The sequence below is a fragment of the Bacillus sp. JH7 genome (genome assembly GCF_001563515.1).
In the GTDB taxonomy this organism is placed as follows: domain Bacteria; phylum Bacillota; class Bacilli; order Bacillales; family Bacillaceae_G; genus Bacillus_A; species Bacillus_A cereus.
Genome location: NZ_LPUS01000001.1, coordinates 889,099 through 903,237, shown reverse-complemented (window position 1 = coordinate 903,237; position 14,139 = coordinate 889,099). Strand labels below are relative to the sequence as shown.

The window sequence follows — 14,139 nt, the reverse complement described above, 5'->3', positions numbered from 1 at the left end:
TTGTGCCTGTGCACAAAGAGTCCTACACTTTCGTATGCCAAATTTGACATATGAAAGCCAAGACCCTTTGGCAGCCTCACAGGACTACATTTAAAAGGGCTTTACTTATCGTATATGCTTACTCGATCTTGTTGATCTGTCTCTTGCAAATCAACTTCGATACGCTCTTCACTTGATGTTGGAATGTTCTTCCCTACATAATCAGCGCGAATTGGTAATTCGCGATGACCTCTATCAACAAGAACCGCCAATTGGATTTGAGATGGTCTACCTAAATCCATAAGAGCATCCATTGCTGCTCGAACTGTTCTTCCTGTATATAATACGTCATCCACAAGGATAACTTTCTTCTTCGTAATATCTACAGGGATATCAGAACCTTTTACAAGTGGTTCTTTATTTTTCGATTGTAGTGTTAAATCATCACGATATAACGTAATGTCTAACTCTCCAACTTCCATTTCTTTTCCTTCAATTTGACCAATTCGTTCTGCCAAACGTTGTGCAATAAAAATTCCACGAGTTTTAATTCCGACAAGAACACAATTATCGACACCTTTATTTCGTTCCACGATTTCATGACTAATTCGTGTTAAAGCGCGGCGAATCATTTGGTCATCTAAAACGACAGCTTTCTCTTGCATGCTCTACACCTCCAAGCTTTTTTCTTGCGTGAGAGTAATGGTATAAAAAAAGTCCTCTCAGCGTGTGCGAGAGGACTTTTGAAAAAAGGGTACAACATACCCTAAGTATTTCAAACCGTTACCTTCTCAACCTCACGGGGCTGTGTTAAAGGATCATTATTTAACTGTTGTCAGTATCTCAGTTTTCTTATGATTTGTCAATACTATTTTCGTAAAATATTTAATACGTCTTCAAACACTTCTGGAATCGGTGCCTCAAACTGAATATATTCACCAGTACGAGGATGATCAAAGCCTAAAATACCCGCATGAAGTGCTTGTCCATTCATATCTAACGTTTTCTTCGGACCATACTTCGGATCTCCTGCAAGTGGATAGCCAATATATTTCATATGAACACGAATTTGGTGCGTACGTCCCGTTTCTAAGCGACATTCTACAAGCGTAAAGTCTTTAAAGCGTTCTAACACTTGGAAGTGCGTAACAGCGTTCTTACCATTTTCATCAACTGTCATACTTTGACGCTCTTTCTTATCACGAGCAATCGGAGCATCAATCGTTCCCTTATCATGCGGAATCACACCGTGTACAATCGCTTTGTAACGTCTCGTTACTGTTTTTGCTACAAGCTGATTTACAAGCGATTCATGTGCCATATCATTTTTAGCAACCATTAATAGTCCAGATGTATCTTTATCGATACGATGCACGATACCTGGACGCATTACACCGTTAATGCCTGATAAGTCTGTACAATGGTGCATAAGGCCGTTTACAAGTGTACCACTTGTATGCCCTGGTGCTGGATGTACAACCATACCACGTGGCTTATTTACAACAAGCACATCTGCATCTTCATAATAAATTTCTAAATTTAAATCCTCTGGTTGAATATCTAACTCTTCTGGTTCAGGAATTGTTACTGTAATTTCATCTTCTTCTTTTACTTTATAATTCCCTTTTACCGCTTTTCCGTTTACTGTCACAACGTCATCTTTAATCCATTGCTGCACTTGCGTACGTGACCATTCGTTATTTATCCCTGCAACGAATTTATCAATTCGCTCGTTTTTTTGCTCTGCTGCAACTGTTACTTGTACTACTTCACTCATTCAATTACTCCTTCGCTTTCTTGCCTTCTAATAATGTTTGAATAATAATTAATACAACACCAATACATAATGCTGAATCAGCTATATTGAATACTGGATAGTTGTACGAGAAAATATACACGTGAATGAAATCCACTACTTCTTGTCTAAATACACGATCAATAAAGTTACCAATTGCCCCGCCCAAAATTAGGCTTAACGAAATACCTAGAAGCTTGTCTGTTTTCGCATACTTTTTCATATAAAATACAATAAACACTACAAAAACAACTGTAATAATGTAGAAGAACCACATTTTATTTTCTAAAATACCCCAAGCAGCGCCTCTATTTCGATGTGATGTTATGTATAATACATTGTCGATAATCGGAATACTCGTACCCAATTCCATGTTCTTTACAATTAACCACTTCGATATTTGATCGATAGCAATGACGAATAACGCTATTACATAATATATCATTTTCATTTCCCCCACAAAGACAGTGTACCTCAAAATTTTAGCATAGCTGCTACCTTTTCACAATGAACCTTTATAGAAGAATAAAATAAATTTAAAAAGGTAATATAATATCGTTGTGCGTATTCATACATTTACCTTTTCGTAGAAGAATTCATGAATCGTACGGGCAGTCGGCATTGTCTTCATTTGCTTTGTCGAAATTAATCTCCCCGTCTCTTCACAAATACCATACATGTCTATTTCCATTTTAAATAATGCGCGTTCTACATCCTTTAAATCCTCTTTTATATCATGTAATAGCAATTTTTTCTTTATCTCTTCCTTAATTTCATATCCAAGCTCTTGGCTGAACTCGACATCATATTTGTGCATTACTTCTTTAGCTAGTCTCTCTTGCAACTCTTTTCTCATCAATTGCAATTCTTCTTTTATTTCCATGTAAATTTCATTCACGTGTACATTCCTCCTAGCTGTAATGTACAGTTAGTGTGTCCGAAATTTATTTGCTTACCTCACACACATTTTTCCTTCACAGGAAAGAGTCTGAAAGTGATCTTGATATGCCATCAACAAAAAAACTGACCGCATCAATAGCAGTCAGTTTTTTATTATTTTACATAGTTTTCTTTAACAACTGTTGCACAACGCTCACATAATGTTTCATGTTCAGCATCTTTACCAATTGTTTCTGAAACTACCCAACAACGTTCACATGTTTCACCAGTTGCTTGAACAACAACAACCGCTGTATGTTCATACTTCGGTGCATCTGCTGGCGCTTCATCCATCATACCACCAAGTTTATACTCAGAAACGATGAATAATTGCTTTAAGTCTTCGCTAATAGACTCTAACATAGCTTTCATTTCTGCAGTTGGATATAGCGTAATGCTTGCATTTAATGACTTACCGATTACTTTTTCATTACGAGCTACTTCTAGTGCTTTTAACACGTCATCACGTAATGTCATAAATGCATCCCATTTTGTTTTTAACGCTTCCGCGTCATCTAATTGTACAGCTTCTGGCATATCAGTTAATTGTACACTTTCTTCTGTTACGCCTGGAATATATGGCCATACTTCATCAGCTGTGTGCGGTAAGATTGGTGTTACAAGTTTCGTTAACGCAACAAGAACATCATATAATACAGTTTGAATTGCACGACGATCTTCGTGGTTTGCACCTTCAATGTATAAAATGTCTTTTGCAAAGTCTAAGTAGAATGAACTTAAATCAATTGTACAGAAGTTATGAATTGCATGATACACAGCAGCGAAGTCGTATGTCTCATATGCTTCTTTAACTTTTGTAATCAAGTCATTTAATTTTACTAACATGTAACGATCTACTTCACGAAGTTCAGCTACAGCTACTGCATTTTCACTTGGCTTAAAGTCGTCTAAGTTTCCTAATAAGAAACGGAATGTGTTACGGATTTTACGATACACTTCTGCTACTTGTTTTAAAATATCATCTGAAATACGTACGTCAGATTGATAGTCAACAGAAGATACCCATAAGCGTAAAATGTCTCCGCCTAATTGATCCATGATTTTCTTCGGTACGACGATGTTTCCAATCGACTTACTCATTTTACGTCCTTCACCATCTAGTACGAAACCGTGGCTTAGTACGCCTTTATATGGAGCTTTACCTGTTACAGCAACTGCTGTTGATAATGAAGAGTTAAACCAACCACGATACTGGTCAGATCCTTCTAAATATAAATCAGCTGGACGCTGTAAATCTTCGCGCTCTTCTAATACCGCTTGGTGAGAAGAACCTGAATCGAACCATACATCCATGATGTCTGTTTCTTTACGGAATTCACCATTTGGGCTACCTGGATGTGTAAATCCTTCTGGTAATAGATCTTTCGCTTCACGCTCGAACCATACGTTAGAACCGTTTTCACGGAATAAATCTGCTACATGGTTAATTGTTTCATCCGTAATAATTGGATCACCATTCTCAGCATAGAATACCGGAATTGGCACACCCCATGCACGCTGACGAGAAATACACCAGTCACCACGGTCACGAACCATATTATGAAGACGAGTTTCTCCCCATGCTGGTACCCATTTTGTTTCTGCTACAGCTTCTATTAATTCTTTACGGAATGCTTCAATAGATGCAAACCACTGTGCTGTCGCACGGAAAATAATTGGTTTTTTCGTTCTCCAATCATGTGGGTATGAATGTGTAATGAATGTTAGTTTCAGTAACGCGCCTACTTCTTCTAATTTTTCTGTAATTGGTTTGTTAGCTTTATCATAGAATAAGCCTTCAAATCCAGGTGCCTCATTTGTTAATACACCTTTATCATCGACTGGGCAAAGTACTTCTAATCCATACTTTTTACCAACAACGAAGTCATCTTCCCCGTGTCCTGGTGCTGTATGAACACAACCTGTACCTGCATCTGTTGTTACGTGATCTCCTAGCATAACTAATGAATCACGATCGTAGAATGGATGTTTTGCAACTGTATACTCAAGTTCGCTACCTTTTACTGTTTTCATAACTTCAGCATTTTCCCACTCTAACGTTTTTGCAACTGTCTCAAACAGCTCAGAAGCAATGATATATTTCTCATCATTTACTTTTACAATGCTATATTCAAGCTCTGGATGAACAGAAATACCTAAGTTTGCAGGTAATGTCCAAGGTGTTGTTGTCCAAATGATGTACTTTTCATCACCTTCTAATACGTTCTTTCCATCTTTTACAGGAAATGCTACGTAAATAGAAGCTGATTTTTTATCTTGATATTCAATTTCAGCTTCCGCTAAAGCAGATTCACTCGTTGGAGACCAGTAAACTGGTTTTTGACCTTTATAGATATAACCTTTTTTCGCCATGTCACCAAACACTTTAATTTGTTGTGCTTCATAAGCTGGCTCTAAAGTAATATATGGATTATCCCAATCTGCACGTACACCTAGACGCTTAAATTGTTCACGTTGACGTTCTACTTGTTCATATGCATACTCTGCACATAACTTACGGAACTCAGCAACTGTCATTTCTTTACGTTTTACACCTTTATTTGTTAAAGCTTGTTCAATTGGTAAACCGTGCGTATCCCATCCCGGAACATATGGCGCACTAAAACCAGTCATTGATTTATAACGAACAATAAAGTCTTTTAATACTTTATTTAATGCATGTCCCATATGAATGTCACCATTCGCATATGGAGGTCCATCATGCAATACAAATAAAGGACGACCTTTTGTATGTTCTTGTACTTTTTCGTAAATATTCATTTCAGCCCATTTTTCTTGCATTGCAGGCTCACGTTTTGGTAAATTCCCACGCATTGGGAACTCTGTTTTTGGCATCAGTAATGTATTTTTGTACTCCATGCTCAATTCCTCCTTACATGTATAAAAGAAATACTTAAAAAACGGAATAAAAAAGAGACCTTCTCATCCCAAAAAGGGACGAGAAAGTCTCCCGCGGTACCACCCTAGTAGATCATATACATATGTATAGAATCCTCTTTATATTCTTAACGCGAATACACGCCTACGCTTACTCTATTTGTTCAGCGCGGAACTCCAGGGTGATATTCCCACTATCTCCTTATCCTGAGCTTACACCATCCTCAGTTCGCTATATAAGGTTTGAAAAGGTACTTATCCCTATCTTCGTTTTTCTTAATAAATATGTTGTTTAAAATTATATGTAATAATGAGAAAAACGTCAAGCTTACACTGTTTCTTCTTTTTTCAACAGTTCATCTACTTCGTCTTCTAATTCAATTAGTTTATCCCAATCATCGTTGTTTAACATCTCAAGCTGTGTTTCTAATAACATACGGAAACGAGTTCGGAATACTTTCGCTTGTTTCTTTAGCTCTTCAATATCAAAAGCAACTTTTCTTGATTTTACTAATGCTTCGTTAATAATACGATCAGCATTCTTTTCAGCTTCACGCACAATTAATTTCGCTTCTTTTTGCGCATTACGTTTTACTTCTTCCGCTGCTTCTTGTGCAACAACGATAGATTTGTTTAACGTATCTTCAATATTAGAGAAATGATCTAACTTCCCTTCTAACTGCGCAACTTTTTCTTCTAAAGCTTTTTTCTCACGAATGACCAATTCATAATCTTTGATAATTTGATCAAGAAACTCATTTACTTGATCTTCATCATAGCCACGGAATCCGCGACCAAATTCTTTGTTATGAATATCTAATGGTGTTAACGGCACAACGCCACCTCCAAGTAGTTATCTAAATTTCCTCTTTCAATTATATCTTTTCTTCGACAAAATAGGAGGATTTCCTTCTAAAAAACCAATCATTTTAGTATACCATACAAAATTCTCCATTTGTCGCGTTTTGTTCTACCTTCTACAGAAAATAATTTACTTCGGCCATATCCTCTAACAGAAAAAACATCTCCTGGATAACATTCATAAGAAGTTTGCTCCACTGTTTTCCAATTGACTTTTACTAAACCATTTTTTATGAAAGGTTGTACTTTCTGTCTAGATAAATGTAACATTTCAGCTAACATAACATCTAAACGAAGTGAAGAAACCGTTCCAGATTTCTCTCCCCACGTTTCATGTATCTGTAGAATTTGTTCTCCTTGCACTGACGCTAAAGAGACTTTTACTTTCCCTATTGATTGTAAGTTCATCTCAATATACGATACAATTTCTTTCGCAACTACAATTTGGGCACGATTTTCTTGCAGCAAAATATCACCACATTTTTCTCTTGTTAAACCAAGAGACATAAATGTACCTAATATTTGCCTATGTTCTAGCGTATAAAACTTGGAAGGATAGTCAATTTCTAATACTTCTACTTGAAATTCTTCTTCATTTAATTCTAGATAGTCTGGATAAATAAGTGCTCTTTTACGCTCTGCATTAGGCGTTGCACCACCAAATTGCACAGCAACATCACCTTGTCCTATTACCATAGAAACAATTTGTTGTTGCCTAGGATCGAGAAAATCCGTTAACTTCACTTGATGGTACTCCGCCGCTCGCTTCCACTCTAGCACTTTATCCACAAAGACCTCCTCATCAGGCCTAAAATGTTCGTAGATGCTCATGTATTTACCTTCTTACTATAAGAAATAGCTTAATAAACTGAACAAACCAGTTTTAGCAAGTTTCAACGCAAAGATCGCAACGATTGGAGAAATATCAATCATTCCAAGCGGCGGAATAAAGCGGCGGAATGGTTCTAAATACGGTTCACAAATACGTGCCAGGAACTCTCCAAAAGATGATTCCTTTGCACCAGGAAACCATGATAGGAGAATGTAAATAATAAGTGCCCACGAGTAAATCTCGATAGCATAACTTAACACTATAAAAACTGTTGTCATGGCGTATTACCACCTCTTTATATTTGTTTCTTCTTCTTCACCGAATAACTCTGAAATCGCACCAACAATATCTACATTTTCAGGTGTACACATAAATGTTTTCGGCCCTATTTTTTGAATATCCCCGCCTATAGCGTATACAGTACCACTTAAAAAGTCAACGATACGTACCGCTTGATCAGTAGACATTCTCTGCAAATTAATTACAACAGCTCGTCTACCTTTTAAGTGGTCCGCAATCCCTTGTGCTTCCGAATATGTGCGTGGTTCTAATAAAACAACTTTTGAAGATTGTTTTGCTGTTTCAATACTCACAACGTTTTGCTTCGGTTGCGCTTTCGGAAACGTAACGTCTTGTTGTTCTGGTGGATCTTGCTGCTTTTTCATGTCTGTTTGCTCCTTTTCATAACCATATTGAGCTGCTTCTTTTTCTTCCGGTGTATCAAAAAAGAAGTATTTTACTTTTGACCAACTCATAATAAGATTCTCCTTCCTTTTACGCTTTTCCTACTAAAATCGTTCCCAAACGAATATATGTAGCCCCTTCTTCAATTGCAATCTTGTAATCGTTGGACATTCCCATTGATAATTCTTTACATGGCGCATGTAATAACTCTAGCTCCTGCACCTCTGTTTGCAGCATACGTAATTCCTTAAAACAGCGTCTGATTTCTTCCTCTTCTTCTGTAAATGGAGCCATCGTCATTAGTCCAACCACTTCAATTTTATCGAATTCTTGCAAACTTTGAATAAAAGAAACAACCTCTTCTATTGCCAATCCTTGCTTCGATTCTTCAGATGAGGTTTTCACTTGAATAAAGCATTTCACTTTCTTATCAGCACGTTTCTGAATTTCTTTCGCCAGTGAAAGACGATCTAACGAATGTAAATAATCAATTTCATTAATGATTTCTTTTACTTTTCTCGTTTGTAATGAGCCAATAAAGTGCCAATTAACTTTTGAACCGAAATGCTCGTATTTCTGTAAGAAACCTTCATTTCTATTTTCACCTAAATCGATAACTCCAGCTTCAATTACTTCGTTTGTTTTTTCAATCCCTACAGTTTTTGTAACTGCAACAAGTTTAATATCTTGCAACGAACGTCCAGCTCGAGCGCAAGATTCTTTAATAGCTTCGTTTACAATTACTAAATTTTCTTGTACTGTCACTTGCTTTCTCCCTCCTTAAAACCTATGAAACTCAACATTCTTCCTGTCTTACCTTGATCACGACGATGAGAGAAAAATAGTTGCTCTTCACAGCTTGTACAAAGAGATGACATTACAATATGCTCTTCTTTTATGCCTGCTTGTACACATAATATACGATTAATTTCTTTTAAATTAATTGCGTACTGCCCGTCAGAAATTTTTTGATGAGGAACAGCACCCCTAACTACTTCCTGTGCTGCTGTTAATACACGATCATCCACAACATAACAACAAGATCCGATCGACGGCCCAATTGCAACATGAATTTCATCACTTGAAATACCTTCTGCATTCCACTTTTGAATCATTTCCTTTGCAATCTCTTGTACAGTGCCTTTCCATCCAGCATGCGCAAGTCCTATCATACCATGCGATGGTGCATAAAAATAGAGCGGAACACAATCCGCGTAACAAGACGTTAACAGAACATCTTCATTACTCGTATAAATGCCATCTGTTTTTGAAATGCCGTCCTCATATGAATAGACACCACTTCCCTTTTCCTGTTGCCCTACTTTTTTAACATGATGAGCATGAACTTGTTCAGAGCAAATCCAATTTTCTAATGGTTTTTGTAACTTATTTGCTAAAATGCGTCTGTTTTCATGAACGTTCTCCACGATATCATTCACATGTAATCCTAAATTCATCGCATGAAAGGAGCCCGTACTTATCCCACCATCTTTTGTCGTAAATCCAGCAGTAATGTTTCCAAGTTCTTTCCACGCTTGTAAATACAGTATACCGTCCACATATTTAAATGGTTCTCTCATAATAAAGCGGCTCCTTTTAATTAAAATAACAGAAAAAAGCATGGTACTTCCTGTCTATTTTACCATACTTTTATTTTTTCATAATCCTAACAGAAAAAAAAGAGGAATTTGTAATATTCTTTATGAAATTGTCGGTGTTTGTATTGATTCTGTTACAGAATTAACAGGATTTACTCTTACAAGTATGACATCTTCCCCAATTTTCACAATTTCCTTCCAAGGAATTACAATCTCAACATCTTTTCCAAAAATACCTAGCATACGTGTCTGTTTGGAAATAATAACAGAACAAATTTTCCCTGTGTTCATATCAATTTCAATATCTCCAATATTCCCAATCCTTTTTCCATCTGAAATATTTATAACATCCTTCATCTGTAACTCTGAAATTCGTATCACCATTTTCATCCTCTCCCTTATATGACAAATTGGAAACTGTTTCTCATATTTACAGGAAGCCACCTATACGAAATTATATGAACACTAATCCCCTACTATGAGCACAAACCATATTACATATAAAAAGGTCTCACCATAATTGGTGAGACCTTATCCTTGAATCGTTTTATTCATTTGTTTAATGGCTGACTTCTCTAAACGTGATACTTGCGCTTGGGAAATCCCAATTTCTTCTGCAACTTCCATCTGTGTCTTTCCTTGGAAGAAACGTTTTCTAATAATCATTTTCTCTCTATCATTTAAACGCTTCATTCCTTCTTTCAATGCTAATTCTTCAACCCACTGCTCGTCCTTTTGTTTTTCATCACTTAACTGATCCATAACAAAGATAGGATCTCCCCCATCATTATAAATCGGTTCAAATAATGAAACTGGATCTTGAATTGCATCTAAAGCAAATACTATCTCTTCATGAGTTACTTCTAGCACTTTTGCAATATCCATTGCTGTTGGTTCTTTTGAATTTTCTGCAATCAACTTTTCTCTTACTTGCAAAGCTTTATACGCAATATCTCGCAATGAGCGCGATACGCGAATCGGATTATTATCACGCAAATATCTGCGTATTTCCCCAATAATCATCGGCACAGCATACGTTGAAAATTTTACATTTTGGCCTAAATCAAAATTATCAATTGATTTCATAAGTCCGATGCAACCAACTTGAAATAAATCGTCAACATATTCTCCTCTGTTATTAAATCTTTGGATGACGCTCAGTACAAGACGTAAGTTTCCATTCACTAATTTTTCTCTTGCGCTTATCTCTCCACTTTGCATTTCACGAAATAATTTACGCATCTCTTCATTTTTTAATACTGGAAGTTTAGCTGTATCAACACCGCAAATTTCTACTTTGTTTCTCGTCAAAGTGTTCCCTCCTATCGGGAGTTGCTGTACAGTGTAAAGTATTTCCTTTGAAGGGGATTTTATGCATGTGGTTTTTTCACGATTTGTTATTTAAATTATCTTTCCTGATACAACTAAATAGAATAAGACCAGCCTACATAACGGCTGGTCTTATTCTTTACACCATTTTATTAAATTCTTTTCGTAATCTTTTTATAATTCTTTTTTCTAAACGCGAAATGTATGACTGTGAAATCCCAAGCATATCAGCCACATCTTTTTGCGTCTTTTCCTCTCCTCCAGCAAGCCCAAACCGAAGTTCCATAATTTGTTTTTCACGATCATTTAATTGGTGTAATGCTTTCATTAAAAGGTGACGATCTACAGTAGCTTCTAAATCTTTTGTAATAATATCATCATCTGTACCTAACACGTCAGACAATAACAGTTCATTCCCATCCCAATCAATGTTTAGTGGTTCATCAAAAGAAACCTCCGAACGATTTTTGTTATTTCGACGTAAATGCATTAAAATTTCATTTTCTATACAACGCGATGCATATGTTGCTAATTTTATTTTCTTTTCTGGATTAAATGTATTTACCGCTTTAATAAGGCCGATTGTTCCTATACTAATCAAATCTTCAATATTTATCCCTGTATTTTCAAACTTTCTTGCTATATATACAACAAGCCTTAAGTTACGTTCAATAAGTAATGACCTTGCTGCCTGATCTCCTTTTGGCAATTTATTCAAAAGAACTTCCTCTTCTTCTTTTGTTAACGGTGGTGGCAACGCTTCACTTCCACCAATATAATAAATTTCATCGGTCTTAATTCCTAATTTCAGCAATACTTTATACCAAAGGTATACTAAATAAAATTTTAATTTCATCATATTATCCCGCCTCTCATTATTAAGCGATTACCATTTTTTGTGAAATCAACATTTTTGGATGCACAATACATTGATACTCCCCATTAGTAGAAAGCTGTTGTGTATTTAATCCAATTAATACTTTGTTTACAACAATAGAACTACCTTCATGGTCAACTTGCACACTATCAGGCTTAATTGCCCACAAAAATTGACTCTCTACTCCTACTGCACGGAAAGGAATTAAGCGTAATTTTGTCGCCCAACCAGAATCATTTTCTGGTATTTGAGGAATTTCTGTTTTGGAATAAATTTGTTCTGTTAACCAAGATGGTAAGCAATGTTCTAATGATGAAACATGCATAATCATAACGGGTGTTTTTGTTAATGGGTCATAAAGTTGGTTCCCACTGTCAATAAGACCTGCCAGTTCTAGTTCTTCTTCTGCTAATTGAATTTTTACTTTCACAATTTGATCATAGTGTATTTTCGTGACCTCTACGCTTTCAATACGCTTTTTAGAAAAATAATAAATTACTGGAAAACCAAAAATAACAAATAACCAACTAATTGGATCACCGTAAGAAATTGACTGAGATTGAACCAATCCATTTACCATTTCATTCGTTTGCAAAAAGAAATGAGTTCCAATTAATCCTCCGCCAACCATAAAGGTTACAAAGTAAAAAGTAAAAACAGTTTGTGCATAATTTCTAAATGTTGTAAACCCAAATGCTGTATACACAATAAGTAACGAGTACAGTAGTTTCATAATTGGATGTGTCATCATAGAAGCAAAAGGAGTAAAGGCAAAAATAACAATAGTTGAACCTATAAATGCCCCTAACACAAGCCTCCATTTTTTGATTTTCTTTTTTAACACGGTAGCTGTTAATAAAAGCAAAAGAAAATCAATGCAGGCGTTTAACAACCAAACAACGTCGGCGTAAACAACCAAACAATTCACCTCTTTTTTCAAGTTGAGACTAGTATAATGCATATCCAATAGGAAAGTGTGTCAATTTGCGGAGGTGTTTTTTTGTTATTTTGTGATTTCTAGACATAATCTGTCGGTAAAAAATAAAAGTACAAATTCATAGAATGATATACTCTTATTTTCACCAACAAAATATACCAAATAAAAAAAAGACCTGCTTAGCAGGTCTTTTCCATTTAAAAAACAAAAAAGGAGCATGAAAGCTCCTTTTTTTATCGTCTACGACGGTTACGTAAAAATGCTGGAATATCGATATCATCTGAATCTGAATGACGCTCATGTACAACTGGCTCTTCACGCTTCATTTCACGTTTTACTTCACGTTGTTTTGAAGGTTGAGCTACTGGTTGTTGCTGTTGTTGCGTGTGGTTCGCATTCGGACGAATAATTGGTTTTGGTGGTTGAGTTGCAATGCTATCATCAAAACCAGTTGCAATTACAGTTACAACGATATCATCTTTTAATCCTTCGTTAATAACAGAACCGAAGATCATATTTACTTCTGGATCTGAAGCTGAAGCTACGATATCTGCCGCTTCTTGTACTTCATATAAGCTTAAGTTAGCGCCACCCGTAATGTTCATGATAACACCTTGAGCTCCATCAATAGATGTTTCTAGTAATGGACTAGAAATCGCTTTTTTCGCAGCTTCTGCAGCACGATTTTCCCCGTTACCAGAACCAATACCCATTAAAGCAGAACCTCTATTAGACATAATTGTCTTTACGTCTGCAAAGTCTAAGTTAATTAAACCTGGCGTTGCAATTAAATCCGAAATACCTTGAACACCTTGACGTAATACGTTATCAGCTTCACGGAATGCTTCTAACATTGGCGTATTTTTATCAACAATCTCTAATAAGCGATCGTTTGGAATTACAATAAGAGTATCTACATTTTCTTTAAATGCTGCAATACCAGATGCTGCTTGCGTCGCACGCTTACGTCCTTCAAAAGTAAATGGACGTGTTACAACACCAACTGTTAAAGCACCTAATTCTTTTGCAACTTGAGCAACAACTGGAGCTGCACCAGTTCCAGTTCCACCGCCCATACCGGCAGTTACGAAGACCATATCCGCACCACGAAGTGCTTCTTGGATCTGTTCTTTACTTTCTTCTGCAGCTTTTTTCCCTACTTCAGGGTTTGCGCCTGCACCAAGTCCACGCGTTAATTTTCCACCAATTTGCATTTTTGTTTCAGCTTTTGATAGATTTAATGCTTGTGCATCAGTGTTCACAGCGATAAAGTCTACACCTTGTACACCGTGTTCAATCATACGGTTTACAGCATTGTTTCCGCCACCGCCGACACCGATAACTTTTATATTCGCTAATTGATCTTGAGTAGTATCAAACTCTAACATGTCGAAATCCCCCTAGAACCTC

The 14,139-nt window shown here is 36.3% G+C and carries 16 protein-coding genes and 1 other annotated feature; all 16 genes read right to left on the bottom strand.

Going from position 1 to position 14,139, the window contains the following annotated elements:
* Window positions 1–101: 101 nt before the first annotated feature.
* The 16 genes from pyrR to ftsZ all read right to left on the bottom strand — a co-directional run bounded on the left by pyrR (window position 102) and on the right by ftsZ (window position 14,117).
* The gene (pyrR, locus tag AU379_RS04890) at window positions 102–644 is read right to left on the bottom strand and encodes a bifunctional pyrimidine operon transcriptional regulator/uracil phosphoribosyltransferase (RefSeq protein WP_001156491.1); all 543 of its coding nucleotides are present in this window, start codon (window positions 642–644) and stop codon (window positions 102–104) included.
* Window positions 645–847: 203 nt separating this feature from the next.
* Window positions 848–1,756 carry an RluA family pseudouridine synthase gene (locus tag AU379_RS04885; protein WP_000005830.1) on the bottom strand — a complete coding sequence of 303 codons (909 nt, stop codon included), beginning with the start codon at window positions 1,754–1,756 and terminating at the stop codon, window positions 848–850.
* A 4-nt stretch (window positions 1,757–1,760) separates the two neighbouring features.
* A complete protein-coding gene (gene lspA, locus AU379_RS04880) occupies window positions 1,761–2,219 on the bottom strand; it encodes a lipoprotein signal peptidase LspA (RefSeq protein WP_000642184.1) in 459 nt (152 codons plus the stop codon).
* Between the two features lie 123 nt (window positions 2,220–2,342).
* Entirely contained in the window at window positions 2,343–2,672 is a 330-nt protein-coding gene (locus tag AU379_RS04875) for a molecular chaperone DnaK (RefSeq protein ID WP_001002956.1), read from the bottom strand.
* Window positions 2,673–2,827: 155 nt separating this feature from the next.
* Window positions 2,828–5,593: an isoleucine--tRNA ligase gene (ileS2, locus tag AU379_RS04870; protein WP_000455949.1), complete on the bottom strand. Its 2,766-nt coding sequence runs from the start codon at window positions 5,591–5,593 to the stop codon at window positions 2,828–2,830.
* Window positions 5,594–5,664: 71 nt separating this feature from the next.
* Window positions 5,665–5,888: a binding site (T-box leader), on the bottom strand.
* A gap of 51 nt (window positions 5,889–5,939) precedes the next feature.
* Entirely contained in the window at window positions 5,940–6,446 is a 507-nt protein-coding gene (gene divIVA / locus AU379_RS04865; RefSeq protein WP_001131611.1) for a septum site-determining protein DivIVA, read from the bottom strand.
* 89 nt (window positions 6,447–6,535) lie between these two features.
* Window positions 6,536–7,303: an RNA-binding protein gene (locus AU379_RS04860; protein ID WP_002098127.1), complete on the bottom strand. Its 768-nt coding sequence runs from the start codon at window positions 7,301–7,303 to the stop codon at window positions 6,536–6,538.
* Window positions 7,304–7,318: 15 nt separating this feature from the next.
* Entirely contained in the window at window positions 7,319–7,582 is a 264-nt protein-coding gene (locus AU379_RS04855; protein ID WP_000214233.1) for a YggT family protein, read from the bottom strand.
* Window positions 7,583–7,588: 6 nt separating this feature from the next.
* Window positions 7,589–8,059 carry a cell division protein SepF gene (locus AU379_RS04850; protein ID WP_000119129.1) on the bottom strand — a complete coding sequence of 157 codons (471 nt, stop codon included), beginning with the start codon at window positions 8,057–8,059 and terminating at the stop codon, window positions 7,589–7,591.
* A 19-nt stretch (window positions 8,060–8,078) separates the two neighbouring features.
* On the bottom strand, window positions 8,079–8,753 hold the full coding sequence (locus AU379_RS04845) for a YggS family pyridoxal phosphate-dependent enzyme (protein ID WP_000218007.1): 675 nt from the start codon (window positions 8,751–8,753) through the stop codon (window positions 8,079–8,081).
* The gene (gene pgeF / locus AU379_RS04840; protein ID WP_061138979.1) at window positions 8,750–9,568 is read right to left on the bottom strand and encodes a peptidoglycan editing factor PgeF; all 819 of its coding nucleotides are present in this window, start codon (window positions 9,566–9,568) and stop codon (window positions 8,750–8,752) included. Before pgeF ends, AU379_RS04845 begins: the two co-directional genes overlap by 4 nt.
* 120 nt (window positions 9,569–9,688) lie before the next feature.
* On the bottom strand, window positions 9,689–9,970 hold the full coding sequence (locus tag AU379_RS04835; RefSeq protein WP_000236745.1) for a YlmC/YmxH family sporulation protein: 282 nt from the start codon (window positions 9,968–9,970) through the stop codon (window positions 9,689–9,691).
* 147 nt (window positions 9,971–10,117) lie between these two features.
* Window positions 10,118–10,897, bottom strand: a complete 780-nt coding sequence (gene sigG, locus AU379_RS04830) for an RNA polymerase sporulation sigma factor SigG (protein WP_000197755.1) — start codon at window positions 10,895–10,897, stop codon at window positions 10,118–10,120.
* A gap of 157 nt (window positions 10,898–11,054) precedes the next feature.
* On the bottom strand, window positions 11,055–11,774 hold the full coding sequence (gene sigE / locus AU379_RS04825) for an RNA polymerase sporulation sigma factor SigE (RefSeq protein WP_000976948.1): 720 nt from the start codon (window positions 11,772–11,774) through the stop codon (window positions 11,055–11,057).
* A 19-nt stretch (window positions 11,775–11,793) separates the two neighbouring features.
* A complete protein-coding gene (gene spoIIGA, locus AU379_RS04820; protein ID WP_000261970.1) occupies window positions 11,794–12,711 on the bottom strand; it encodes a sigma-E processing peptidase SpoIIGA in 918 nt (305 codons plus the stop codon).
* A 251-nt stretch (window positions 12,712–12,962) separates the two neighbouring features.
* Window positions 12,963–14,117 carry a cell division protein FtsZ gene (gene ftsZ / locus AU379_RS04815; RefSeq protein ID WP_000888984.1) on the bottom strand — a complete coding sequence of 385 codons (1,155 nt, stop codon included), beginning with the start codon at window positions 14,115–14,117 and terminating at the stop codon, window positions 12,963–12,965.
* Window positions 14,118–14,139 lie beyond the last annotated feature (22 nt).

Coding starts and splice junctions, on each gene's coding strand:
- pyrR (WP_001156491.1), bottom strand. CDS start 644: ATGCAAGAGAAAGCTGTCGTTTTAGATGACCAAATGATTCGCCGCGCT.
- AU379_RS04885 (WP_000005830.1), bottom strand. CDS start 1,756: ATGAGTGAAGTAGTACAAGTAACAGTTGCAGCAGAGCAAAAAAACGAG.
- lspA (WP_000642184.1), bottom strand. CDS start 2,219: ATGATATATTATGTAATAGCGTTATTCGTCATTGCTATCGATCAAATA.
- ileS2 (WP_000455949.1), bottom strand. CDS start 5,593: ATGGAGTACAAAAATACATTACTGATGCCAAAAACAGAGTTCCCAATG.
- AU379_RS04860 (WP_002098127.1), bottom strand. CDS start 7,303: ATGAGCATCTACGAACATTTTAGGCCTGATGAGGAGGTCTTTGTGGAT.
- AU379_RS04855 (WP_000214233.1), bottom strand. CDS start 7,582: ATGACAACAGTTTTTATAGTGTTAAGTTATGCTATCGAGATTTACTCG.
- AU379_RS04850 (WP_000119129.1), bottom strand. CDS start 8,059: ATGAGTTGGTCAAAAGTAAAATACTTCTTTTTTGATACACCGGAAGAA.
- pgeF (WP_061138979.1), bottom strand. CDS start 9,568: ATGAGAGAACCATTTAAATATGTGGACGGTATACTGTATTTACAAGCG.
- AU379_RS04835 (WP_000236745.1), bottom strand. CDS start 9,970: ATGGTGATACGAATTTCAGAGTTACAGATGAAGGATGTTATAAATATT.
- sigE (WP_000976948.1), bottom strand. CDS start 11,774: ATGATGAAATTAAAATTTTATTTAGTATACCTTTGGTATAAAGTATTG.
- ftsZ (WP_000888984.1), bottom strand. CDS start 14,117: ATGTTAGAGTTTGATACTACTCAAGATCAATTAGCGAATATAAAAGTT.